We start from the raw sequence: 25,691 nt of genomic DNA, 5'->3' as shown, positions 1-25,691 counted from the left end.
CCCCACTTTAGCACTTGTCTACTATTTTAACTATTTTATCTTAAAAAATAATAAATGCGGCTAAACTGTGAAGCGTGAATGCTGCTAAAAGAGATAAACAAATATTTTTATAGATCTTTCAAACTTGATTTTTCTTCTAATTTTTTAAGCATTCCTTTACTTAGTATTGATTTTATCTCTTCTACGCTTTTATCAAGATCATCATTAACTATGACGTAATCATATTTATTACTTTTACTTATCTCTTTTTGCGCTTCGGCTAATCTCCGCTCTATTTCAATTTCATCATCACTATTACGCCTTTGTAGACGCAGTCTAAGCTCTTCCATTGAGGGAGGTAGTATAAAAACACTTACAACTTTTTCTCTTAAGATTTCAAATAAGTGAAATGCTCCTTGCCAATCTATATTCAGTAAAACACTTATGCCACTGCTCAGGTTTTGTTCTATAAAATCTTTTGGTATACCGTAAAAATTTTCAAAAACTTTAGCATATTCAAGCATTTGACCAGCCTTACATATTTCATGAAACTTTTCTTCAGTAACGAAAAAATAGTCTTTTCCATTTACTTCACCGGGACGAGGTTTGCGTGTAGTCATAGAAACAGACATAACTAAATCAGTTGATTGCTCAAGTAATTTTTCTGATATAGTAGTTTTTCCAGCTCCAGAAGGAGAGGATAGAATCAGTAGTATGCCCTCATTTTTTACGGTCATTTTTCTTTATTTAACAAGTACATTATAGAGTTTTTTAAGACTTTGTATTTTTTGAGTCAAAGTTTAAAAGACTAGAGCCTTCTAAATTAGAATTTGATAAATTGGCATCAACAAGAGAGGAATTATCAAAAATAGTATAACGTAAATCAGCTCTTTCAAGATTTGCCTTATTCAAATTAACGTTTACAAACTTTGCTCTGCTTAATATTGAATTAGAAAAATTAGCATTTTCTAAATTCATGTCTTTAAACTCAAAGTAAGAATAATTTACATCAAATTTTTCACCCTGCGATATTTTCTCTTGCAGATCTTTAATTGAAGTTATAGCACTCTCTAGACCTGTAATTTTGCTCTGTCCCTGATTGTCAATCATAATTGAATTATCAAATTTGCAATCTGTTAAATGAATATCAGCAATTGAACTTTTATATATGCTTGAAGAGAGGAAAGACATATCACTTATTGTCGAATCACTCAAATTGCTAAGAAAAAAACTAGTCTTTCTAAAGGTATTATCATAAAACACGGAGGATTTGAAATCACTTTCAATAAAATTTGAATTAGTGACTTTTAAGTTAGACCAGCTCGAATTATCAGCTAATAATTTGAAGAATATTGAATTTTCTATCTCACTGAAGTCAATACTATGGTGGGAAAGAGTACTATTATAAATTTGAGAGTCTTGAATTTTTGTCTTATACATTGAAGTTGTGGAAAGATCTGAATCTTCTATTTTTGCAGAGGTAAACAATGAATGGTCAAAGAACGAACCATTCATGTCAGAATTCACAACTTTAGTATTATGAAACTTTCCATGACAAATGTTAGCATCATAGGCGTTAACTTTATACAATTCACTAAAACTAAAATCAATATTAGATAAATCAGCATCCTGAAGGTCTGATTCGAAAACATATGCATGTTTTATCTTGGAACCATTTAGTATAGATTTAATGAAGTTTGAATTATCCCCTTTCACATAGGAAATTTGTGAATTGCTTAAATTGGCTTTTTCAAAGTTACTATCAACTATAATAGAAGCATTAAAATAGGCGTTCGAAAGATTGCTACCTGTAAAATCTGATTTTTTTATTTCTGCGCCATATATGTTAGCATTTTTTAGTGAAGAAAATTGTATCTTGAGCTTGTGTGCATCCACTCCAAAGAAACTTGCATTGTCGAAATTATTCTTCTGCATAACAGTATCGTTTATTTCACTATCACTAAAATTTATGTAGCTAGCATTCGAGTTTAATAGATCGGAGAAATTCATTTTTACATTCAAAAACTTGGTATGCAAACCAATTATATTACGCATACTTACTTTGTTGAGATTAGAATTGATAAAATCAGCATAACTGATATTAGATTGATCAAATATGATATCTGTTAGATTTGTAGAAGCAAATTTTGAAAAACTTAAATTTGTGCCTTGTATTTTAACACCATGTAAATTAGCATTGGAAAAATTAGCACCACGTAAATCAACATCGATAAAAGACACATCTGATAAATCGGTGTTAGAAAAATCAGCACCAATTAAACTTACTCCCTCAAAAATAGATTTATTTAAATACAATTGACTAAAATTAGCACCATTTAAATTAGGACCAAAACCTTTCTTAAAATCTTGTGGTATGCTGTCTTTATTACACTGTACTAAAAATTTAGCAAAATCTTTTGTATTGTAAGATACGTATTTTACATCATGCAGAGCGCTTAAAAAATCATTGATTGCATCATCTCCATAGCATAAATGAACAACTAAAATTAATATCAAAAGTCTAATTATTTTTTGCATCACACGTGTTTTCTTTTGTTTTTATAGCAAAGTTATACATCTCTGAGTTTTCTTGATTGTTTATTTCTTTATCCTCTAAAAGGTATGGCATCATTTCGGCAATTGCGTTTATTATGTTGATCTGATTCCTTTCGATTGCTATTTCAATAGGGGACTTAAAATTATTATCAACTACTCTAGGATCAGCACCTTGTAATAAGAGAAAGCGAACTGTGTCTATTTGACCTTGTTTCACTGCATAAATTAGAGGAGTATCACCCAATTTATTTCTAAATCTTAGTATTTCTTGAATTGTTAATCCAATTTTTTCTAGCTTATTTATTACTCCTCTTAGACAAATTAAGTTGCCCTTCTTGATGCAGTAAAAAAATTGCTTACTGTAATCATCAGTAAATATAGTTTTAGGAAGGTGCTCATTTAGGCTATCATATTGTCGTTTATATATTGACTTGCTTTTATAGTCCCATTTTTTTGTTATTGCTTTGTTCAGCTTTGTCCATTTTTCGCTTTCTTCATCTTCTTTATTTATCTTGTCAGGCTGTTCTTCTTTCTTTTCCTCTAATAAAGGACTTGTTGAAAGTTCAGTATCTTTTATATTAGTCTCCTCTTTAGATTGTAGGTTTATTTCATTATTTGAAGGTACTTCTTCATTTTGGGTTGTGCTTTCTTTTAGCTCGCTTATAGAAGGTACTTCTTTATTATCTACATTTATTGAGTTTTGGTCTGTGCTTTCTTCTAGCTTGCCTGTAAGTGAGTCATTCTCTTTATCAGCGCTTTCAGCATCAGTGTTGCTCTTCGATTTGTCTTCTTGATTTATGCTATTTTCATTTTTATTTTCTTCAGGTTGCTCTATAGCAAACAGGTTAGATGATAAAAATATAGCAACTAATAGTATGAAATATAAAGTATTCTTCATAAATATTACAGGCATAGGATTAATTAGAATGATACTATAATCAAATGATTAATCTACAGTAAAAAATGCCTTAAGGTTTTATTTATAAAAAACATTTGTATTACCTTTTCTATACGAGTAGAATTTTGCAAAGACTGAATATCAAAGTTTTTCCCATTTATTTAGGTTTTACCTTAAATTGTCATTGGAATAGCTGACACTGTTTTTTTTCTGGATTCCAGCGTCACGCGCTGGAATGACACCTTCATAATGTTATTCCATTTCTCTTGTCATCCCAGTACTTGATACTGGGATCCATTTTCCATAATCATTAGAAACGTTATATTTTAGCATAACTTTTATATTCGCAAATTTAACTAGATGCCAGTGCTGGATACTTTTATGACATCTATCATTTTATGTTTATAGTATTTTTTGCAAATAAATGTTCATAATTATGGTATAGAGTGAAAAATTGCTTGACACATTTAGTAATTTAATTATTATTAATAACAATGAGGGTATTTTAGAGCTCGAAATTCACCTTGTTCAAGTCTGCAGACTTTTCAATTAATCTCTCAATAAAAAAATATAGCAGGGTCTACTTCAGTTCATACTTAATTTCTGTCATGATATGTGTTATATTTTTCTAAATCTTTTTTATAGGAGGATCATTATGTCTAAAATTCCTTAAAATTAATTAAAGTTAAACAATTAAATAGTGCAGTACTGCCTTACGCGTTGCTAATCCAAACTTTACTTGCTGTAAAATAACACAATCTGCTATATCATTGCTAATCTCAATTCCTCTATTTATTGGTCCTGGGTGCATAACAATTGCATCTGGTTTTGCGTGCGATAGTTTTTGTGCATCAAGTCCATACAAATGAAAATATTCTTTTTCTGAAGGGCTATTATTCATGCGCTCTTTCTGCAATCTTAAAAGCATAATGACGTCAGCATCCTTTATACCTTCGGTTAATGAATAATGCAGTGAATCTACTTCAGGAAAATGCTTACAAATTAAGGTTGGTGGAGCAACTAAGCTTATTTTTGCTCCAAACATTTTTAGCAATCTTATATTTGATCTCGCAACTCTACTGTGCAAAATATCTCCACATATTACAATTTTGAGGTTTTTTATTTGTTTTTTATGACTGATAATTACGAGATAATCTGCAAGAGCTTGAGTTGGATGTTCGCTGCTTCCATCGCCTGCGTTGATTAACGAGCAGTTAACATGCTTTGCCAATGTATTAATAATACCACTACTTTTATGCCTGATTATCATATAGTCAGGATTCATTGCATTTAGTGTTTTTATCATATCTTTTAGATCTTCCCCTTTGTTAATAGAAGAAGATTTTATTGGTAAAGTTATAACATTTGCTCCAAGGCTTTTTGCTGCTATTTCAAAAGATGAGAGCGTGCGTGTTGAATCTTCAAAGAATAAGTTTATGACTATTTTATTTTTCAGAACATGACTATTTTCAACTTTTTCTTCAAGGTATTGGTTGGCTAATTTAGTTATATTTTCTACATCACCGATTGTAAGGTCTGAGATATTTAATAAATTCCTTCTCTTGTACATAGATCCTTTTTTGAGCTTATTATACTTTCTTAATTTCAATTACACAACTGTAAAGTAAAGTAGAAGGAAGCTATAAAATTTTATTTCCACTTACATTCATCTGCTATCATAACAGCCTCAAAGAGGTGTTTTTCAAGCTCACTTATAGGTAGATCATTTTGTGGATAATTCCCCCAAGATTTTAATACATCAGAAGTTTCGATACCTTCAACAATGGGATATTCTTGATTTTTTTTAGCATATAATTCTTGAGCCTGCCTGCTTACAAAAAACTCCAATAAAGCTATAGCATTTTCTCTGTGTTTTGCGTTTTTTGTTACTGCTGCACCACTAATATTCACCATTACACCATCATTAGGAAAAAAAGCTCCTAACTTTTCTGTGATATTCTTTTTATTTTCTGATGAAAGGATTCTTGCAAAGTAGTAGCTGTTTACTATTGCAACATTGCCTTCACCAGCGGCTACAGCATAAATTTGATCTGTGTCACCACCGCTTGGTTTTCTTGCCATGTTGCTTACAATTCCACTAACCCATTCTTTTGTTTTTTCAAAACCATTTTTTGCAATCATAAAAGCGATCAATGATCGGTTATATGGACTTGTGGAAGAGCGTACTAATATTTTCCCTTTCCATTTTTCATCCGCTAAATCTTCATAGGTACTTAATTCCTTAGGATCTACTGATTCTTTATTATAAACCAATATTCTAGCTCTTTTTGTGAGACCAAACCAATAATCTTCATTATCTCTAAATTTTGCAGGTATGGCATTTTTTAGAGTCTCTGAATCCACTTGAGATAAGAGCCCTCTTTTTTTGGCTAAAATCAAATTCACTGCATCTGCAGTTAAAAACAAATCAGCTTCACCGCCATTTTCCATACGTGAAAGCAATTGGGAATAATCGTCAATGATATAACGTACCTTGATGCCAGTAGTTTTTGTAAAATCATCAAACAAACTATGTACTAATTCTTCTTTACGAGATGAATAAACGTTTACTACTTGTGAATCATCAATTCCGCTATTTTTATATAAAAAATTAACGACTATCAATACAGCCGCTACTAAAGATATAAATATTAAACCTTTTTTCATAAACAAACCCCTTCCTTTTCATCATCTCAAGCTATCAAAATAGCAAGGTCTTAGCAAGTGTAAATCTTCAAAACGTTGCAGTTACAGTACTGGAATAGCGATAAAAAGAAGTACGAGCCAGATTTAATTAATAATATAAGTAATATCTGGATGGCCACATCGTTCAGCAACTACTTGTAACAATTTTGAACTAATCTTTTCTTGACTGCTTTTTACAGTTTTAATAGCTGTTTCATTAGGATTTTCACTATTAGCATTTTGTTTATGTAATAACAAATAATCTTTAAAATCAGTTTTGCTCCAATGATGAATTGTGCAAGCTAAAGTGAAAAGGAGTAGAGTGCCTGAAATTGCAACGATTGGCCAGTAAATAGTAGGATTTGTGTATGAACTTACTATATTGCTCAAACCACCTGTTGAATAAAGTGCTAAAGGGAAGGTTATGTTTCCAGTCATGAGAACTGTTCCTAAGATAGGAAGCCATATTCTATCATTGATTAATGAATTTACTTTACTCTTGTAATAGATTGGCTGGCTTGTAAGTTCTAAGATGTTCGGATTACTTTTTGCTTTTTCTGGAAGGGAGTGAAACGTAAAGTAAACACGATTACCGTTGCTATATTTTAATACCAAAGATTTGATGCATTTCTCATCTTTCTTTAATGTACCTGATATTTCATCTAAAACTTCTTGAGTGTCTCTTTTTGTAATCTTGTGCTCCTTAGTACGGACTGCTTGCATAAGTTCCCACGTAATTCCCAAGACTAAACAAGACGCTAATACCACGCCGAACATAGTAACAGGATTTACGCTGCCGATGAATCCAATGAATTCTCTTTGCTTCACAGCTAAAACGATTGCTGTAATACAACACGCCGTAACAAGGCCTACAAAAGGCATTGTAACTTTCTTCTTTTGCATCGTATACTTTACTTTCTGTAAAAATCTGTTTGTCTTTTTATTATCTCCAAGCAAAGATTTTTCAGAGCCATCTGTTTCATATGATGGTCGAGGAGTTGGATGTACCTCTACTTTTAATCTTTCTATATCTTCTAATATTTTACTATCCCAAGGTTCTCTATATACTGTTTCTTGAGAAGGTGATCTGCTTAGGTTTGTATTACCTACTTCACTATCTGAACTCTTTTTCGAAGTTTTTTTACTTCTATCTATGGATGCATAAAGAGGTTCTGAACTGTTCACATTCGATTCTTCTTGCCTTTCTTCATAAGAACTTGATTTGCTAGCCGAACTTGTATGTTGTAAAGTTTCATTTTCACCATTTGTTTTTGGCACTGTGCTTCTGAGTGCTGGTTTTGGTAGACTTGTTTTTTCTATTCCATCTTTTTCAGTTATTCTGACGTTCTCTCCGTTTGCTACTCCATGCATATTGGCTCCAAAATTAATTACAATGCTCTTTTAATTACGCTATATTTATTAAGATATAGTGAATACTAATTTAAGAATAAATATTAGTATAAGAACTGCTGATCAAAGATCCTTTCATTCAAATGGCAATCTTTGTCAAAAAGTAGAGTGACTGTATTTTCGTGATCTTTCTGTATTTTTACCTGCGATATGTCGTGAAATTCCTTGTAATCTGATACTACAAGTGCTGGACGATTTTTCACATCATTGATATCAATTTTCACTATTGTATCATTTGAGATTAGCGCTCCATTCCAACGCCTTGGGTAGTAGATATTAATGGAAGTCAGTGCAAGTAAATTTGAATTAAGTGGTAAGATTGGCCCACCGGCAGAGAAGTTATATGCAGTGCTACCTGTTGGGGTAGACAATATAATTCCATCTCCTCTGAATTTTTCTACTTTTAGCTTATCATTAATGGTAATATTCATCTCCACTATTTGATTTGCATTTCTAAAGACATACACTTCATTTACTGCGATATAATGGTGTTTTTTGCCACTTATGTCTGTGGCTTCCATTTTTAGTAAAGTTAGCTGAGTAGGGGATGCATGTTCTATATGATCAATTAGATCTTTAAAACATTTATTCATTAAAAACCCTACATTACCGGTATTTATTCCATATACATGTATATCTTTATTTCCTATGACGTAGTTGTGCAGAGTGCGTAGCATAAAACCATCACCACCAACAACTATCAGCAGATCAACTTCATGCTTACCTGCTTCTGCTATATTGATAAAATTGAGTTTCTGTAGTAGTTTAGATACTTCCTGAGACTTGGGTAGCGAAGAAGCAATATAGCCTACATTTTTATATTTATACATGTTAAATAAAGAGGGGAGAAACTAAAAAAGACTCCCATATTTATCATTAAACTTAGCTATTTTACTATCCTTCTCCCCTGAACCGCTTGTCAAGCTTCCAGTCCATGCAGGATGAGTAAGAGGATCTCTATCAAGTTTTATTCTTTGACCTTCCTTTCCATAAGTGGAATAAGTTTCAAACTCTTGACCATCTGTCATAACTATAGTAACTTTGTGATAATCGATTTCTGCCATTGTTCTTACAAATTTCTTACCAGCTAAGATTTTAGTGAATCTGGTTCATTTGGTCAATCATTATTGTGAAATATTGACAAAAAATAAATAAAGTAGTATACTTAATGAAAAATAAATAATTTATTATGATCTTTGCTTTTCCTGGTCAGGGCTCTCAATTTATAGGAATGGGAAAGAACTTATATGATGAATTTTCAGTTGCAAGGCAAGTATTTGATGAAGTAGATGACGTATTAGGTAGAAAGCTGTCTCATTTGATTTTCAATGGTCCTATTGAGAAATTAACCATCACGGAAAACGCTCAGCCAGCTATAATGGCAGTGTCAATTGCAACGCTACGTGTTATGAAGCACGTATTTGGTGAATATCTTTACAGAGTTCAGTATTTTTGTGGGCATTCAGTTGGCGAGTATACAGCGCTATGTGCTGTAGGAGCATTGACGCTTGAGTCTGCAGTCAAGTTGCTAAAAGTTCGTGGTGAAGCAATGCATGAAGCTTCACTGAAATGCAAAGGTGGAATGGTTGCCCTACTCGGTGCGGAAATGAGCGAAGTAGAAGATATATTAAAATCAGCTCAAATTGATTGTGAAATTGCAAACGATAATGGTGGCGGGCAGGTAGTGGTAAGTGGTACTTCAGAAGCCCTTGAAATGTTACCTGAATTGTTTAAAAACTCAAGTGTAAAGAAAATAATTAAATTGCAAGTTAGTGGGCCTTTTCACTCATCTTTTATGAAACCCGCTGATGAAAAACTTCTAGAATTTTTGGATAGCGTTAAAATAACTCGCCCTTCGATTCCTTTTGTGTCAAATGTTACAGCTAAAGAGGAAAGTGATCCAGAGGTCATAAGAGCTTTGCTCGCTAAGCAAGTCGTAAGCAGAGTGAGGTGGAGAGAAATGATTTTACATATGACAAGCCGTGGCACTAATAAATTCGTTGAAATTGGGCCTAATAAAGTTCTATCCAATTTAGTTAAAAGAATTGACCAATCTGTCAATACAAAAAGCATAGGTAGTATTGATGATATTGATGGCTTCTTTAATGAATCATTAATGTTGAAAGAAAAAAATTTTAAAATAAAAGCTTATAACTAACATAAAGTAAAATTTGGGCTATTTTTTTGCTTTGATTATTGATGGCAGCGGAATGTCAAACATCGACACTAAAGAATATGATCTGGCGCTAGGTGATACTACAGTTAAACTTTTTATTAAAAGTAGCGATACAAGTGGAATCAATTTTATCAATGTGCATCAAAATGAAGTAACTTCAAAAGAATCTGGTGAGAATATAATCGAGGAGTTTGGTGGAAGAATGCTGTACATTACTCATGGTGATGGTACTCCGCGCAATGTAGAATTTTACTTAAATGGTGAGCGTTATGAATTCGATCCCAATCGCATGTTTGATGATGTAGGTGCAGAAGCTAGCTTAAGAGAGTTTGGCAATTTTTCAGAAGATGCTTTGAGAATTACTAGAAACTTTGCAGAAAAAATTTTAGACTTTTTGCTTCCTGGTCAAGATCATGTTATTGCTCTGCATAATAATCACAATTCTCCTAGTTATTCATTCGCAAGTTATTTTTCTCCACCTCTTTCTCATGATGTACTAAAGATTTCTCCAGAAGTGTGTCCGGAAAGTGGAACGGGTGAGTTTTTCTATACGACTGTTGAAGATTGGTTTGATGCTTTAAAACAGAAAGAAATTTTTAATATAGTATTGCAAAATAATAAAACATTTAAAGATGATGGCTCTTTGTCTGTATATGCAGGGGAAAATAATATTTGGTACTCTAATGTAGAAGCACAACATGGCCATTTGGAGCAGCAAATAGATATGCTATCTGCTATGCACAGTGTTTTATTTACTAATGCAAATCAGCCCTTATTTATAGATTTATAGTAATATAAAGCGCACTACACAATTAATGAACTACCTGTCATTTCATTTGGCTTTTTGAGTCCAAGTAGCTGTAAAATAGTAGGTGCAATATCAGATAATTTTCCATCTCTCAGTTTTAAATTTTCACAAGATATAATAAATGGAGCTTTATTTAGAGTGTGCGCTGTGTGAGGTGTGTTATTTTCTTCATCGAACATACATTCCACATTACCATGGTCTGCTGTAACAATGAGTGCAGTATTACCCACTTCTTTGACAACGCTGAGTACTTTTGCAAGGCAATCATCTACAGCGAGCACAGCTTGCTCGGCTGCTTTTATATTACCTGTGTGTCCCAACATATCAGGGTTAGCGTAGTTTACAACTATCAGCGCAAATTCTTGAGAATGAATTTTTTTTACAAGTTCTTCTGTGAGCTCGAAGGCTGACATTTCAGGTTGTAGATCATAAGTTTTAACTTTTGGTGAAGGAATTAGTATTCTTTCTTCACCGAGCAAAGGTTCTTCTCTTCCGCAATTAAAAAAGAAAGTCACATGAGCATATTTCTCAGTTTCTGCAATACGCAGTTGTCGTAATTTATTGTCTGCTATTACTTGCCCTAAAGTATTATCAAAAGATTCAGGAGGAAAGAGATGGGGAATTTTTAAGTCCGCTTTGTATTGCATCATACTCAAAATTGAAGAGAATTTTGCCACTTCAGTATAACCTGCTTTACCAAGTAAAATACTTGCCAATTGTATCATTCGATCAGCACGAAAGTTAGACAATAGCAATCCATCTTCTGATTTTATGCCTTGATAATCACCTATTACTGCAGGCCTAATAAACTCATCGGTTATATTATTTTGATAATTTTTATCAATCAGCGATACTACATCATCGTGGTGAGGTGCTTTTGCAAATGCGATAGCCTCATAAGCTTCAATTGTCCTTTCCCACCTATTATCACGGTCCATGGCATAATAACGTCCAGAGACAGTGGCAATTCTTATGTCATTATCTTTGATGCTCTCTTTAAATTCTTGAATGCATTTTTTCCCTGAATTTGGCAATGTGTCTCTGCCATCTAAAAATGCATGTATCACAACTTTAATTCCGCGCTGTGATATTTTATTTGCTAAAGCTCCAATATGCTTTTGATGCGAATGAACACCGCCATCTGAAACCAGTCCCATTATATGGCATATGCCGCTTTTGCTTTTTAGATCATTAATAAAGCTCTGCAGATTTACATTATTTTCTATCGTTTCAATTTCTCGATTAATGCGCTGCAGGCTTTGCATTACCACTCTACCACTGCCAATATTCATGTGTCCAACTTCTGAATTGCCTATCTGGCCGTCTGGTAATCCAACATCAGTTCCGCAGGCAGATAAACTGCGCTTTGGATAATTAGAGCTAATATATTGCCAACAGGGTGGACTTGCATTGCTAATAGCGTTGTATTTACTATTTTCTATTCCATTGCCCCAGCCATCTAGTATACATAAAACGACTGATTTAAAGTTCATATAAAAGTTAACATCGAAACCCCCAATGGTACCAAAAACAAACTCTTCTCACAACTTTTGTGTTAAAATAAGAGATATAAAAAGCTCCTTAGAGGTATGAGATTTTTCATAAAATATTTTATTAAAGTGATTGACAATTGCTGAAGTGTTTACTAAAACACTTGCATAGCTTTAATAGTGAGGTCAAGTGAGTTGTAGCCAATATATAAAAGGTAATACTTTAGCAACATCAGGCGCTATAGTTAATACAAACAAGTTCGTAAATTTTTTAAAAAATAATACACACATTAGAAAGCTTATTTTACGATATTCAAGCATTGATTGTGAAGTTGTAAAAGAATTAGCTAAGCTTTCATATCTTACTTCACTTGATCTAAGTTGCTGTTGTATTGGTACAGAAGGTGCGAAGATTTTAGCAAGCGGAAATCTTATAAATCTTACTTCGCTTGATTTAGGAGAAAACGAAATTGGTGATGAAGGTGTAGAGGCTTTAGCCAGTGGAAATCTTACAAGTCTTACTGAGCTTAAATTATATGATAATAAAATTGGCGATAGGGGGGCAAAAGCTTTAGCGAGTGGAAATCTTACAAATCTTACTTTGCTTAGTTTAGGATGGAATGAAATCAGTGACAAAGGTGCGGAAGTTTTAGCGAGTGGAAATCTTACAAATCTTATTACACTTAAAGTATATGATAACAGCATTAATTACAGAGGTGCACAGACTTTGGCGAGTGGAAATTTGATACGTCTTACTTCACTTATTTGTAATTATTGCAGTATTGATAGCACGTTGCCTGAAAATGTCCTTCCTCAATTAAAAAGGAAATGTAATAAAAGAAAAATAGGAGAGGAGCCAGATATCAAGCTAAGTGAAGCGCAGACATCTTTGCATTTTGACAGTAAAGGCTTTAAACCTATATAACTTCACACGTTTTGTCTGTTTAAGAGACAAAAAAAGGTAGTGAATTTTGGGCTAAAAGTGAAATGTACAGATTGTATAAAATAGTGCTCCCCGGGCCGGATTCGAACCAGCGACCAATTGGTTAACAGCCAACTGCTCTACCACTGAGCTACCGAGGAATAAACTGCTTTCAACTTATCACATTGAACGCCGATTGTAAACGATTTTTATGTAGACTTTAGACCTAGATATCATTCCAGTGCATGGAGCTGTAATCTAGTTCTTATTACCTGATATGCTCATTTGACAGTTAAGTCTTCTCTACCCCTATTTGCATAATACCTTGACGATTCCGTTTACGGTTAAAAGATATCGAGGTAGTAGGGTGTATTAGTTTTTGCAAGCTGTTATTTTGCTATGGATTGCTGTAATGGCATCATCTATTTTATTGTTATCACAGCCTGTTTGGGCAAGTTCGGTATTTCCACTGCAATCCCTTCTGGTTACAGTAGATACTAGCTCTTTTGCATTGATCTTATTAGTTAAATCTTTACTTACTTTGACAATCAAAACTGTTTTATCCTTTTCTGTTACCATGAAGGCTATTACAGTTTTCGGTTTTTGTTGCTGTAGAGCAAATTCCCTTATGATACTTCCTGGAACGTCAGTAAAAGTGTGGCTTACGAAATTTATTCCATTTATTTCAGTACTTTTTATATTTTCTACACTGATAATCTTTTTATAAAGATTTTTTATTTTGGTTTCAAATTCTTTGCGCTCTTGGCTTAAAATACTGAGTCGACTTATTATTTCATTTGCTGGTGCTTTTACGCATTCTGCAACTTTTTTTAAGCTAATTTCGTTATTGCGTACATAATTAATTGCTTCTTGACCGGTTAAAGCTTCGATCCTTCTTACTCCAGATGCAACGGAACATTCTGATGCTATCTTAAACAAACCAATTTCTCCAGTACGTTCCACGTGTGTACCGCCACATAATTCTTTTGAGTCTCCAATTTTTATAACCCTAACCTTATCACCATATTTTTCATCAAATAAGGCCATCGCTCCTTCGTCTATTGCCTGATCCATACCTTGAACTTTTGTAGACCTAGAAAGGTTTTCTCTGATTAGAGAGTTTACTATATCTTCTACTGAAGACAGCTGATCCTCAGTGACTGGCTTATTGTGACTAAAGTCAAATCTTAGTCTATTTGGTGCGACTAGAGAACCTTTTTGAGTAACGTGATCACCTAAGATTTTTCTGAGTGCAAAGTGTAGAAGATGTGTAGCTGAATGATTTCTGCTTAAGTCTTGTCTTCTTTTTTTGTTAATACTAGCTGTAACTGTATCACCTTTACGAACTGAACCAGACTCCACTATACATCTGTGTAAATATAGGTCATTAATCTTGTTGGTATTTTCCACTATGATTACGCCTAAATCTGGTATCATTCCAGCGCGTGACGCTGGAATCTGGATCCCAGTATCAAGTACTGGGATGACAAGAAGGAACTTTCCAATATCTCCCACTTGTCCACCTGACTCTCCATAAAAAGGTGTTTTATCAAGTATAATAGTTATCTTTTCTCCTTCTTTTGCAGAATCAATTAATTCATTTTTAGAGGAAATTATTGCGAGTACTGTTGCATCCTTTACTTCATCACGTTCATAACCAACAAATTCCGTTTTGCCAAACTGATCGATTAAATTAAACCATACTTGTTCAACAGACTTTTCACCAGATCCAGTCCAATTAGCACGTGCTCTTTCTTTTTGCTCTTTCATTGCATTATCAAAACCTTTTTGGTCAAAATTTATTTTCCTTTCTTTCAAAATATCAAGTGTGATATCCAAAGGAAATCCATAAGTGTCATATAGTTTGAATGCTGATTCTCCAGATAGAGTGTCACCTGATTTTAAATCTGCAGTAAATTTGTCCAAGAGATTAATGCCTTTCATTAAAGTGTCTTTAAAGTTTTCTTCCTCTGATTTTAACGTCTTTTCTATTAAGCTTTTAGCTCTGATTAGCTCTGGATAAACATCTCCCATATAAGCCAAATTTGTGCCATCTATGAGTGCAGGAAAAACAAGATGCAATAAAGAATCATTATATCCAAGTAGGTGGATATAACGTGCTGCTCTCCTAATTAATCTGCGTAATACGTAATTCCTGCCATCATTTCCAGGAAGCACTCCTTCTGCAATGAGAAATGCAGCCGCGCGAAGATGATCTGCTACGATCTTATGCGCTATTTTATTTTCCGTTCTTCCACAGTACTCTTGAGATTTATTGATCAGAGCAGAAAATAGATCAATATCATAGTTATCATGGACATTTTGCATGACAGTAGCTATTCTCTCAAGACCCATTCCAGTATCGATGCATTTTTTTTGTAATTTTTGTAAATTACCTTCTTCATCTTTATTAAATTCCATGAATACCAGATTCCAGATTTCAACAATTCTATCGTCGTCTTGTAAATTAGGACTCCCATGGTCATAAAAAATTTCAGAACATGGACCGCATGGACCAGTGCTTCCCATACTCCAAAAGTTATCATCCGTTGCAATTCTTATGATTTTATCACTTGAAAAGCCACTTATCTTACGCCAAATCTCGTACGCCTCATCATCAGTATGGTAGACAGTTATGGATATTCTGTTTTTATCAAGAGATAACTCCTTAGTGATAAATTTCCACGCAAATTCTATCGCATTTTCCTTAAAGTAATCACCAAAGCTAAAATTTCCGAGCATTTCAAAAAATGTGTGATGCCGAGTTGTATAGCCAACATTTTCAAGATCGTTGTGTTTACCGCCTGCTCTTAGGCACTTTTGACTTGAGACAGCACGTTTCATTTCAGTTTTTTGAGCACCAGTAAAAATATTTTTAAACTGCACCATACCAGCATTTGTAAACATGAGTGTTGGGTCATGTTCTGGAATCAAAGGAGAAGAAGAAACCTGTTCGTGGCCATTACTTATAAAAAATTTTATAAATCTTTCTCTAATTTCGTTTAGCTTCATCGTTTTTACTGAAGTTACCTATGCATAATAAGTTGTAACAGAAGTAAAATCAATTTATCAATCTAAATATTAATATATATATTACTTAGTATAATAAAAGTAACTTTTACATAAAAATTTTAATAAAAAGATATAGGTTTAAATATTTTATCCACTAACATAGAGAAGTATTTGTTAATTCAAATAATATTTTTGTTAATTAATTTAAGGAGTGTGAAATGCCAAAAAAATTCCAAAACACTAAGAATAGCATACGAAAGAGGGAAACAACAAATAAGCAGGAGATGGATGGTCCAACAATTAGAATTGTATCTGACTTGGAAAGTATAAAACAAAACAGAAGAGTAGAATTTTTAATTAAAGTAGAGAATTTAACAGTAAAAGACCTCTCTATATCTTCTAGAGCAGCTGAGATAGGCTTGGTTACAGGAATAGTAAATTCAATAGACATTCCTCAAGCAATTCGTGAATCGACAATAGATGGAATTATTTTAGGTCTTAAGAGTGGAGAAATAGAAAAAGGTAAAGAATATAATTATAGAGAATTTAAGAAAATATATCTAAAAAACCTTGTAGATGAATTGGGTAAGGATAGTTCAAAAAAGCTAAAAGAAAGAACTGATGAAAATAGCCAATTGAGAGAATCTACTACTGAAGAAATTGATTATCAGATGCAGGAAGATGTAACTATCGAATCAGCTTCTTTAACAAAACAAGAATTCGATTTTGCATCAAGCAAAGTAACTACTAAAGAGATTAATGACGTAATAAATGAAATAGAAGAATCAAATGCTAGTTATGGAATTACTCCTGAAGATATAAGTAGTGTTTCCCGTTTTGATAGTAATTCACAAGAAGTGTTAGATCATTCTATATTTAATAGCACAGATGTGGAAGGGCCTAAATTACCCGAAATAAATGGAGGACAGTATATAGGAATAGCAGGGATTGCTGGTGGTATATTGGGTGGAGTGCTAGCAGTAGCTTTTGCAGGATTAGGATACTTTGTATGGCATAGAAAAAATAGGGAAGGTAGCTACGATGTTGAAAAAGCGATGAAAAACCTTCCTGAACAAGCTCAATTTGAGCATTCCGGATCTACATCAGAAATAGAATATTTGCTCAGCAATGCTACATCGGTAGCACATCTATCTTCTCAGATTAGTGTCGAGTAAGATTCCAGAGTTTGATGGCACAACAGTGCCATCAACTTAGCTCTTACAGCACTTATATGCTCTGGAACCAAAGGAGAAGAAATTTTCCTGTCTTACAAAAAATTTTATAACTCTTTCTCTAATTTTATATCGTTTTTACTAAGGTATAATAAATTGCAATGAGAAATTCAGATATTAATATATGTATTATTTAGTATAATAAAAATATAAAAATCTTAGTGAAAAGATGTGGACTTAAATAATTTATCTTTTATACATAAGGAAATATTGGTCAGCTTGGGGGTTATATATGTCAAGAAGATTTAAAAATACTGTAGGAAAAAAAAGATCAATCAATAAGGAAAAAAGGAATAGATGGATTAGTATTGAATCAGAATTGCGAGATGTAGAACAAAACAGAACAATATATTTTCTATTGGGAGGAGGTGATTTAAAACTTAAGTATGTATGTATGCTTGACGATACATCTTATCGTATTCTTGTTGCTGAAGGAGAAATAGTGCATGCAGAAAATCCAAAATGATGATTGATGATATTGTTTCTGATCTCAAGAGTGGGAAAATACGAAGTTATAAAAGATATAATGCCAAAGAGTTTTATGAAAAGTATCTCAAAGAGTTTTTGAGTAATGAGAACTTGCAAAAGCTGGAAGCTGGTGATATTGAAAATACAACAGCAGAACTACCAAACTTAAAACAAGTAATGGAAGAAATGAAAAAATCAAACGCTAGCAATGGAATTACAATGCGAAATATATAAAGTGTTCAAAATACAACGAATATTTTGGGTAATCCTATGATTCATGATACAAACTTGAGAGAGTTTAAATTATTGGAAACACCTTCAAACGAGAAAAATAATATAGTGTTCACAGTAGGTATGTTAGCAGTAACAGTAGCTTTGGTAGCAGCTATCGCAGCAGCTGTACCATTTAAATGTTGGTTTTATAATATAAAAAATAAAAGCCATAGTAGTGCTAAGGAAGAAACTCCATCTAGTTATTTATTAAGTGCAATAACTTTAGAAAGTGGAACTAATTCTATTCGTTAGCCAAAATATTGCAAAAATAGAATTTTTTTATTATTTTTTTACAGTTTCCTCATTTAATAATTTTTATGCTCTAATTATTATACTTAATTTATCATTACCTGTTGTGTAAACAGGATGAGAATTTTCAATAATCTACATCCTTTAGTAAGAAAAAATCAATACATTCACGATAAATTTACCTCATATCTGTGTTTTATATGTGGAATTTCGAATGGAAAATTATACACGCAAAGAAAGAAGAATAGTGAATATAGTTACTCAACATTGGAGTGAAATAAAAGGACCAGACAGAGATTGGCCAGAAAGGCACGAAATAGACACTGCAGAAATAATGGAGTCATGGCAGCATTGTTTTATCATTGAAGTCAAGGATCAAGGTTATATTTGTGAAAATGCAGGAGAAAAGGCTGTTGAATTCTATGGTTTTGAGAAAAAGACGCGCATTGATAATAAGCATGCAATTGATGCACCATTTTTGCGACTATATAAAATAGATGCAGTCATTGATAAACTTGATACTGTAATAGAGAGTAAATGCCCAATCAATGAAGAGGAAGAAAGTGAAAGTGTTAAAATGAGGCAAGTATTGTTGCCACTTGGGAATAAAGAAGGTATAACACACATATTGGGCGTAATTACTTTTAAACTCCTTTAATATACAATTTTAACTTGATTCTTTAATAAAATTATTTATACTAATGCTTAATTACTATTAAAGAACTCAATAGTAGTGTTTGTAAATTTATTTGGAATATGAAGAGAATAAAATTAAAAACCAAATCTTCTGTTAAAAAGCGCTTTCACCTTACAGCTAAGGGTAAAGTCATTTCTACTCAGTCAGGCAAAAGGCATGGCATGGTAAAGAGAAGTAAATCTAATATTCGTAATCAGCGCGGTACAACGATTCTTGGTAAATCTGACTCGCGTATAGTTAAGCTTTATATGCCTTATGTTATTTAACAAAATGGAGGTAAAATAAAATGGCTCGGGTAAAACGTGGAGTCACTACTCACGCTCGTCATAAAAAAATATTAAAACTGGCAAAGGGTTATAGAGGACGTGCAAAAAGCTGTTATAGAATTGCATTACAAAGAGTTGAAAAAGCACTGCAATATGCTTACAGAGACAGAAGAACCCGTAAACGTGATTTCCGTAGCTTATGGATAATACGTATTAATGCAGCAGCAAGAGAGCATGGGCTTACTTATGGTAGGTTTATGCATGGTCTTACACTTGCCGGCATTGATTTAAATAGAAAAATTCTTGCTGAGATGGCCGTTAATTATAAGGATGATTTTGCCAAATTAGTAGAAGCTGTAAGTGGTAAACTAGCGGAGAATTCTTAAAGCAAAAACACCATGAGAATTATTTTCATGGGATCACCAGGATTTGCTGTTAATTCTCTGAGCTTGTTACTGAAATCAAAGAGCGGAGTGGTAGCAGTATACACTAAGGCTCCAAAACCTTCAGGGCGTGGACAGAAGCCAACGAAATCTCCAGTACATGTTACCGCTGAAGAAAGTAACATAGAGGTATGTACTCCTATCTCTCTAAAGTCTTCGGCAGAGCAAGAAAAATTTAGAAATTTCAAACCAGACGTTGCAGTTGTTGCTGCGTATGGATTGATACTTCCAAGAGAAATTTTTAATATTCCCAAATATGGTTGTATTAATATTCACCCTTCATTACTACCAAGGTGGCGTGGTGCAGCTCCGATACAGCACACAATTTTAGCAGGAGATCAAGAAACCGGGGTTAGCATTATGCAATTGGATGAAGGATTAGATTCCGGCCCTATTTTAAAACAGGAAAAATTTCTTATCGAAAAGAACGATAATTACAAGACATTGCATGATAAATTATCTAAGCTAGGCAGTGATTTACTGCTGAAAGTGCTAAACGAAATTGAAAAACAGGTTCCCTTAAAACAGAACGATAATGATGCATGTTACGCTGACAAAGTGGAAGATTATAAAATTTATGCAAGTGATGCTTGTGAGGTTGCTTATAGAAAGGTTAAAGCGTTTTACCCAAAAGCGTTCATCAAGATAGAGAATAAACGTATCAGGATACTTGATGCTGACTTTGAAGCTCTCGCTTCAGAACAAGGTAAGATCATTAATGATAACATGCACATGAGTTTAAAAGGTGGCATTTTAATTCCTAAAGTTGTACAAATGGAAGGGAGAAATCCTTGCAGTATTGAAGATTTTATTCGTGGCTTAAAATCAAGCATGGTAAAAAAATTTATAGAATAGACTGCTTTAAATTAGTGTAGAAATGTAATAGCTAAATTTCCTTTTCTTAGATATAATCTTAAAAAACTTTCTGTACAAAAATGAAAATCAAAAGAGCTTTAATATCGGTATATGATAAAACGAATATAACTTATCTTGCATCGTTTTTAATGCAGCAACAAACAGAAATTCTCTCAACGGGAAATACTTATAAAGCACTATCTGATGCCGGAATAAAAACACAAGAGGTCTCAGATTACACACAATTTCCAGAGATACTAGGTGGTAGAGTGAAAACTTTACACCCTAAAATTCATGGAGGAATACTTTGCAATAGAGAAAAGCACAAAACGGAAATGCAAAATCTAGGTGTTAAGCCAATAGACCTGCTTATAACTAACCTATATCCATTTTGGGAGACGATGAATAGCGGCTCAAATGAAGAGCAAATTATAGAACAAATAGATATCGGTGGAGTGGCGTTAATTAGAGCTGCAGCAAAAAATTTTCATTTTACTTCAGTCATTTCTAGCACTCAAGACTATGAAGCACTAAAAGCTGAGATGATAAAAAATAACAATGAAACAACATTGGAATATAGAAAACATTTGGCAACTAAAGCGTTTGCTCTCACTGCACACTATGATTCTAGCATTCACAGTTGGTTTTTATCCAAGAGTAAAAATAATGAGTTACCAGAGTTTTTTGCACTATATGGACATAAAGCACAAGAGCTCAGGTATGGTGAAAACCCTCATCAAAAAGCTGCATTTTATAGCAATCAATTTACCAAATATCCGTTGGAAAAAATACATGGAAAAGAGCTGAGTTATAATAATATAGTAGATATAGAATCTGCACTTAACATAATTTCTGAATTTGAAGAACCTGCAGCAGTGATAATAAAGCACAATAACCCATGTGGCGTTGCTATTGGTGATAATGCTTTAGAGGCATATGAAAAGGCTCTATCGTGTGATGAAATAAGCAGTTTCGGCGGAATAGTCGCTTTAAATAGGGAGATAGATTTAAAGCTAGCAGAAAAATTAAACGAGATATTTTTGGAAGTAGTGATAGCACCATCAGTAAACAATGAGGCACTAAAAATTTTACAAAGAAAGAAAAATTTAAGAGCGATTATTCATAAATCTTTTCAACAAAATGTGAAATACCAAATTAAAAATGTTGTTGGTGGGTTTTTGGTGCAAGAAAATAATAACCATACAATAAAAGCAGAAGAAATGAGACGAGTAACAGAATGTACTACAACAGAAAAAGAAAAGGAAGATCTTATTTTTGCCTGGAAAATATGTAAACATGTGAAATCCAACGCAATAGTTATAGCAAAAGATGGTTGTGCTATTGGCATCGGTGCAGGGCAAACAAGCAGAATAGATAGTGTGAACATTGCAGTGAAAAAAGCAGGTGAAGAGTGCAAAGGTGCGGTGCTTGCTTCAGATGCATTTTTCCCATTCCCAGATAGCATAGTAGAAAGCACAAAACATGGGATTACAGCTATAATTCAGCCAGGTGGCTCATTGAAAGATCAAGACGTGATAGCAGCTGCAAATGAGAATAAAATTGCCATGTTTTTCACTGATGTTCGTAACTTTCTCCATTAAGCTTTGTATCCTGTCAAAATTATACCCCCACAGTTGTAAAAGACAAGACTTAATCTTACAGAAGAATCGACGTAGTCAAAACTAACTATCAGAATCTTGTTTAATACAGTTTAATGCTCTAATATTTTTCTAAATCTAAATTGACACATTGTTTCTATGCTACAATTATCAACCCCTATATTTCCCAAGACCATGGCTTTTATAAACGATGAACCTTTTAGCTTTCTCTTTCTTTTTATGAACCCTGTTCTAATTGAGATTTTATCTGCTTTTTCATTAAAAAATTCTTTGAGCTTTTTTGATAAGCAAGTTATTTTATTCATTGGTTCTCTCACTAAAAGTATATCTGGGAGAACTTATACCTTATTATTCTATCTCTTTCATACCTTTATTTCCTTAACTTGACGCGTATGGTTTATTTAACACTCCCGAAGTTTTTACTTGAGCTAGGAGAAGGCTTTGCGTTTGTTGGTAGACAATTTCATTTAGATGTTGGCGATGACGATTTCTACATAGATTTATTGTTTTACCACTTGAAGCTACGTTGTTTTGTAGTGATGGTACAATAAGCTTACTATTTACTGCTAGTGCTGCTTTATAACGACTAGTAGCAATCTGTTCTTTTAGCTGCTCTAAAAATTTTGTATATTCTTTTGCTATAATTTTTGTCATACGGTTCCTTTCAACGATATTATATGATCCCCTTACTCGTTGAAAAAACAATCTTTCTCTTCGGCTTCATGCCTGCAACTTTTAACTCTGCTTTAATTCTTTGCCTTAAGTTTAGTAGATCTTTTATCTGAACTTCTCCGTACCGAACAACGTGATCACCATATGCAATTGATACTACTCTCTCTCCATTTTGCAGTTTCTTTATCGCTTCTTCAATTTGAACTAAATACTCTTCGTTATACATTTTTCAATCACTTACTCTGTCTTACTCTTTTAGGCTTTTTACTTTCCATTTTTCCACTCAAACTATTCCATTTACTCTCTGGCCATCTGTCTATTCCCAGTGCTATTGATGCTGCTCTTGCGTAAATTCGGCAATCTAGTACTTCATTTCTCTCTCTTACCTTTTGCAACTCTTGTTTGGTATAACCTTTCACTACCTTGCTGACTAATTGCTCTGCTGTTAGCTGCTTAAAATATTCAGGTGCATACTCTGGAAAATGACAATATCCAGGTAGAGCTTTTCCTTCTTCTTCTTTTAAAATATTAAGTAATTGAAAAAGCTCTGACTTTAATATCGATACTCCAACTGGCCATAGCTTTATTCCTCTCTTTAGCTTTTGACCACCAACTTACTCTACTTGGGCTGCTAAGTGGTACTAGCGCTTTATTTACACCTTTCACTGCCATTACTCTTCCACAGACTTGATGAACTCTTACCCAATTGTATACTTCTTGCGTTGCATACCATGCATCAACCGCCATCATGCTTATCATATATTCAAGCCCATTTTTACCGATAAAATGATGACTCAGAAGCTCCGAAAGCTTTTTCCATACTTCTCCACCTACTGTATCTCGTTCAAATACTCGGTAGTCTATTGACCAACTTTCACGGATTTTTCCCCATGCTACAACTTCCACTTCTAAACGATCTTTTTGCACATCTACTCCTGCTGTGAGAACTACTTCGCCTTTTGGTACTGTGCCTACGGGAAAAAATTCTCTTCTGTTAAATAGTTGCTTCCAGTCTGGTACTTCTCCTTTGTCTACCCAAGTTTCTCCAAGCGTAGTATTTATCCAAACTTTCAGTAATTGCTCACTTTCTTTTGCATGGAGAAAATCTTCTACTGCTTGAGTCCAACTATACCAGCCAACCGGGCTATAAAGACTTGAAACCTTTTTTCTCACCTTTTATTGGATTTGTAGCTCTCCATTCTCCACGTTCAAGCATCTCTGTCTTTTGATGATTTTCTATTTTGCCGCTACATTCAGTGCAGACATAATGTGCTGTTCTTGAGTCGTTATTTTTCCATTTTACTTGTGACCATTTTAAATTTTGGTAATAATTACAATGCGGACATGGTACAAAAAAATATCTCTTATCTGTTGCTTCAAATTCTTTCTCAATTCTGCTTATTCCATGAATCGTTGGTATTGATACTAAAAAAATCTTTCGCCGTGCAAATGTATTAGTTCGAGCAATACTAAGCAGTACTGGATCTCCTTCTCCTCCTGAATCTCCTGGATACGCATCTATCTCATCAAGAAAGAGATATTTTACTGTCATAGATCGGAGGCCTACACTGCTATTTGCTCCAGTTATTACTACTATTCCACCTGGAAATTCCTTACTTTGTACAGTGTTCCCTGAATCTCTTGATCTTGGGTCTTTTACTTTACTTTTTAAACATGGTGTACTTTCTATTAACGGCGCAAATCTTCCTTTTGACCAACGTTTTCCCATTTCAACTGTTGGCTGTAATACTAGCATTGGACCTGGTGTCTGATCGATGATATAGCCAATCCAGTTATTACCAGGTTCTGTTCCCCCAATCTGCGCTCCTTTCATGAATACTATTTTCTCCTCTGGAGAAGATGGAGATAGTGAATCCATGATTTCTTTTATAGTAGTTTCGAAAATAAATGATAAATTTCCATTACGGGATTAATTGCTAAAAGCTGCAAATCTGTATATTAGCACACTATCACTTATTTTAGAAAACACTATAAATAAGGAGTTCTTTCCGTTCTCCATTTTCCTGGCTCTGATGCTGCAGTTGCTGCTAGAACTCGATACTCATTTGCCCACTCTGATACTTTAAGCTCTGGGTCTGGTTTTAAACCTTCAGAAAAAGATGTGGCGTATATCATATTGCTAGCTCTTCACCATCATTAGATGATATTTCCACATCACTTAAATTAAGACTACTTGTTTTCTCACTTTCGAGTTCAATAAACATTTTCTTTTCAAGCGCTTCTTCTATATACTTCTGAATTAAATTACTCATTATTATTGCAGCTATGAGTGCAACTACAGAGCTATCACCACAATAGATTCGATGATCACCTAAAATCCATAAATCCCCTGGTTTTGTTATTTCTACCCTTTTTTCATCATCAATCAAGTCAGAAAAATCTTCTTCTTCTCTATCTAAATCATCAAGAAAGTTTTGAACCTTTTCCAATTCAAATTCTGTCATTTTTAGGTCAAACTGCAAATCTTCTAATTCTTGAATTTCCACTCTCAAAAGATCATCATCCCACTTTGCCCAGTTAGCTGATTGATTGGCAAGCAGTCGAAAAGCTTTAGTTTGTGGTTCATTTAAATTATCACTTAAAACAACTGGAATACTCTCCATACCAAGTTTTCTTGCTGCTTTAAGTCTTAAATGGCCATCAACCACAGTACCATCGCTTTTTGCAACTATTGGAATACGAAGCCGAATTCCCTGATTGAAGCACACATTCTGTTTACTACGTCATCATTTTTACGTGGGTTACGTTCATATTCGACCAGATTTCGAGTAGGATAATAGTGGATTGCTAAATTCATATAATTTAAATTCTTAATAATTAAAAAGTTAATATTTAAAATATGTCTGACGCTAAAGAAGGCCTGGGGTCAGCACCACCAAATCCGCTATTATGGACGAAAGGACCCACTTTCTATGAGCTATTAATATCTTTACTAATATAGAACATTAAAGCTAAAGCAT

At 33.6% G+C, this 25,691-nt stretch carries 24 protein-coding genes, 1 tRNA gene and 4 pseudogenes; 13 read left to right on the top strand and 16 right to left on the bottom strand.

From position 1 onward, the window contains the following. Positions 1–107: 107 nt before the first annotated feature. From gmk to rpmE, 8 genes are all read right to left on the bottom strand, one after another. The gene (gmk, locus tag AAE962_RS00835; protein WP_343289178.1) at positions 108–716 is read right to left on the bottom strand and encodes a guanylate kinase; all 609 of its coding nucleotides are present in this window, start codon (positions 714–716) and stop codon (positions 108–110) included. A gap of 34 nt (positions 717–750) precedes the next feature. After that, complete coding sequence (locus AAE962_RS00830; RefSeq protein ID WP_343289177.1) at positions 751–2,517, bottom strand: pentapeptide repeat-containing protein; 1,767 nt, start codon at positions 2,515–2,517, stop codon at positions 751–753. Continuing rightward, a complete protein-coding gene (locus tag AAE962_RS00825; protein ID WP_343289176.1) occupies positions 2,501–3,433 on the bottom strand; it encodes an ankyrin repeat domain-containing protein in 933 nt (310 codons plus the stop codon). Before AAE962_RS00825 ends, AAE962_RS00830 begins: the two co-directional genes overlap by 17 nt. Before the next feature lie 685 nt (positions 3,434–4,118). Next, a complete protein-coding gene (locus AAE962_RS00820; protein WP_343289175.1) occupies positions 4,119–5,003 on the bottom strand; it encodes an aspartate carbamoyltransferase catalytic subunit in 885 nt (294 codons plus the stop codon). 80 nt (positions 5,004–5,083) lie between these two features. After that, the gene (locus AAE962_RS00815; protein ID WP_343289174.1) at positions 5,084–6,100 is read right to left on the bottom strand and encodes an extracellular solute-binding protein; all 1,017 of its coding nucleotides are present in this window, start codon (positions 6,098–6,100) and stop codon (positions 5,084–5,086) included. 123 nt (positions 6,101–6,223) lie between these two features. Continuing rightward, positions 6,224–7,489: a hypothetical protein gene (locus AAE962_RS00810; RefSeq protein ID WP_343289173.1), complete on the bottom strand. Its 1,266-nt coding sequence runs from the start codon at positions 7,487–7,489 to the stop codon at positions 6,224–6,226. Positions 7,490–7,572: 83 nt separating this feature from the next. Continuing rightward, on the bottom strand, positions 7,573–8,358 hold the full coding sequence (locus tag AAE962_RS00805) for an NAD kinase (protein WP_343289172.1): 786 nt from the start codon (positions 8,356–8,358) through the stop codon (positions 7,573–7,575). A gap of 21 nt (positions 8,359–8,379) precedes the next feature. After that, complete coding sequence (rpmE, locus tag AAE962_RS00800) at positions 8,380–8,592, bottom strand: 50S ribosomal protein L31 (RefSeq protein ID WP_006013575.1); 213 nt, start codon at positions 8,590–8,592, stop codon at positions 8,380–8,382. Positions 8,593–8,717: 125 nt separating this feature from the next. On the opposite strand from rpmE, the gene fabD reads away from it, so the two are divergent. Both fabD and AAE962_RS00790 read left to right on the top strand, forming a co-directional pair. Then, entirely contained in the window at positions 8,718–9,686 is a 969-nt protein-coding gene (gene fabD, locus AAE962_RS00795) for an ACP S-malonyltransferase (protein ID WP_343289171.1), read from the top strand. Between the two features lie 13 nt (positions 9,687–9,699). Next, positions 9,700–10,494, top strand: a complete 795-nt coding sequence (locus AAE962_RS00790; RefSeq protein WP_343289170.1) for a hypothetical protein — start codon at positions 9,700–9,702, stop codon at positions 10,492–10,494. A 14-nt stretch (positions 10,495–10,508) separates the two neighbouring features. Here AAE962_RS00790 and gpmI read toward each other — a convergent pair whose 3' ends face one another. Beyond that, the gene (gpmI, locus tag AAE962_RS00785) at positions 10,509–12,005 is read right to left on the bottom strand and encodes a 2,3-bisphosphoglycerate-independent phosphoglycerate mutase (protein ID WP_343289169.1); all 1,497 of its coding nucleotides are present in this window, start codon (positions 12,003–12,005) and stop codon (positions 10,509–10,511) included. 187 nt (positions 12,006–12,192) lie between these two features. Here gpmI and AAE962_RS00780 point away from each other — a divergent pair, with 187 nt between their 5' ends. Beyond that, the gene (locus tag AAE962_RS00780; RefSeq protein ID WP_343289168.1) at positions 12,193–12,927 is read left to right on the top strand and encodes a hypothetical protein; all 735 of its coding nucleotides are present in this window, start codon (positions 12,193–12,195) and stop codon (positions 12,925–12,927) included. Positions 12,928–13,013: 86 nt separating this feature from the next. Here AAE962_RS00780 and AAE962_RS00775 read toward each other — a convergent pair. Both AAE962_RS00775 and alaS read right to left on the bottom strand, forming a co-directional pair. Further along, positions 13,014–13,085: transfer RNA gene (locus AAE962_RS00775), tRNA-Asn, on the bottom strand. Positions 13,086–13,296: 211 nt separating this feature from the next. Beyond that, a complete protein-coding gene (alaS, locus tag AAE962_RS00770) occupies positions 13,297–15,936 on the bottom strand; it encodes an alanine--tRNA ligase (RefSeq protein WP_343289167.1) in 2,640 nt (879 codons plus the stop codon). Between the two features lie 218 nt (positions 15,937–16,154). On the opposite strand from alaS, the gene AAE962_RS00765 reads away from it, so the two are divergent. From AAE962_RS00765 to purH, 9 genes are all read left to right on the top strand, one after another. Next, a complete protein-coding gene (locus AAE962_RS00765; RefSeq protein ID WP_343289166.1) occupies positions 16,155–17,111 on the top strand; it encodes a hypothetical protein in 957 nt (318 codons plus the stop codon). Positions 17,112–17,400: 289 nt separating this feature from the next. Further along, entirely contained in the window at positions 17,401–17,634 is a 234-nt protein-coding gene (locus AAE962_RS00760; RefSeq protein WP_246038769.1) for a hypothetical protein, read from the top strand. Then, entirely contained in the window at positions 17,631–17,870 is a 240-nt protein-coding gene (locus AAE962_RS00755; protein WP_343289165.1) for a hypothetical protein, read from the top strand. Before AAE962_RS00760 ends, AAE962_RS00755 begins: the two co-directional genes overlap by 4 nt. 36 nt (positions 17,871–17,906) lie before the next feature. Next, the gene (locus AAE962_RS00750; RefSeq protein WP_343289164.1) at positions 17,907–18,161 is read left to right on the top strand and encodes a hypothetical protein; all 255 of its coding nucleotides are present in this window, start codon (positions 17,907–17,909) and stop codon (positions 18,159–18,161) included. A 211-nt stretch (positions 18,162–18,372) separates the two neighbouring features. Beyond that, on the top strand, positions 18,373–18,816 hold the full coding sequence (locus AAE962_RS00745) for a PAS domain-containing protein (RefSeq protein WP_343289163.1): 444 nt from the start codon (positions 18,373–18,375) through the stop codon (positions 18,814–18,816). Positions 18,817–18,914: 98 nt separating this feature from the next. Next, positions 18,915–19,121, top strand: coding sequence for a 50S ribosomal protein L35 (rpmI, locus tag AAE962_RS00740; RefSeq protein ID WP_343289162.1), 207 nt, complete (start codon positions 18,915–18,917; stop codon positions 19,119–19,121). A gap of 20 nt (positions 19,122–19,141) precedes the next feature. Continuing rightward, on the top strand, positions 19,142–19,507 hold the full coding sequence (rplT, locus tag AAE962_RS00735; RefSeq protein ID WP_064125369.1) for a 50S ribosomal protein L20: 366 nt from the start codon (positions 19,142–19,144) through the stop codon (positions 19,505–19,507). A gap of 12 nt (positions 19,508–19,519) precedes the next feature. After that, positions 19,520–20,419: a methionyl-tRNA formyltransferase gene (gene fmt, locus AAE962_RS00730; protein ID WP_343289161.1), complete on the top strand. Its 900-nt coding sequence runs from the start codon at positions 19,520–19,522 to the stop codon at positions 20,417–20,419. Between the two features lie 80 nt (positions 20,420–20,499). After that, a complete protein-coding gene (purH, locus tag AAE962_RS00725) occupies positions 20,500–22,020 on the top strand; it encodes a bifunctional phosphoribosylaminoimidazolecarboxamide formyltransferase/IMP cyclohydrolase (RefSeq protein ID WP_343289160.1) in 1,521 nt (506 codons plus the stop codon). A gap of 140 nt (positions 22,021–22,160) precedes the next feature. Here the strand turns inward: purH and AAE962_RS00720 are convergent. Continuing rightward, positions 22,161–22,343, bottom strand: a pseudogene (locus tag AAE962_RS00720) (IS4 family transposase); the annotation flags it as partial. A gap of 102 nt (positions 22,344–22,445) precedes the next feature. Here AAE962_RS00720 and AAE962_RS00715 point away from each other — a divergent pair. Continuing rightward, positions 22,446–22,580: pseudogene (locus tag AAE962_RS00715) on the top strand (PDDEXK nuclease domain-containing protein); the annotation flags it as partial. 131 nt (positions 22,581–22,711) lie between these two features. Here AAE962_RS00715 and AAE962_RS00710 read toward each other — a convergent pair. From AAE962_RS00710 to AAE962_RS00700, 4 genes and pseudogenes are all read right to left on the bottom strand, one after another. After that, on the bottom strand, positions 22,712–22,936 hold the full coding sequence (locus AAE962_RS00710) for a gpW family head-tail joining protein (RefSeq protein WP_343289159.1): 225 nt from the start codon (positions 22,934–22,936) through the stop codon (positions 22,712–22,714). Between the two features lie 7 nt (positions 22,937–22,943). Then, positions 22,944–24,598: pseudogene (locus AAE962_RS00705) on the bottom strand (phage terminase large subunit family protein); the annotation flags it as partial. A 101-nt stretch (positions 24,599–24,699) separates the two neighbouring features. Next, positions 24,700–24,846 carry a hypothetical protein gene (locus tag AAE962_RS06700; RefSeq protein ID WP_410543847.1) on the bottom strand — a complete coding sequence of 49 codons (147 nt, stop codon included), beginning with the start codon at positions 24,844–24,846 and terminating at the stop codon, positions 24,700–24,702. 137 nt (positions 24,847–24,983) lie between these two features. Beyond that, a pseudogene (locus AAE962_RS00700) lies at positions 24,984–25,528 on the bottom strand (ParB N-terminal domain-containing protein); the annotation flags it as partial. Positions 25,529–25,691: the final 163 nt, after the last annotated feature.

Source organism: Wolbachia endosymbiont of Encarsia formosa, from assembly GCF_039540065.1.
Classification (GTDB): domain Bacteria; phylum Pseudomonadota; class Alphaproteobacteria; order Rickettsiales; family Anaplasmataceae; genus Wolbachia.
This window is presented reverse-complemented; position numbering and strand designations above follow the sequence as displayed.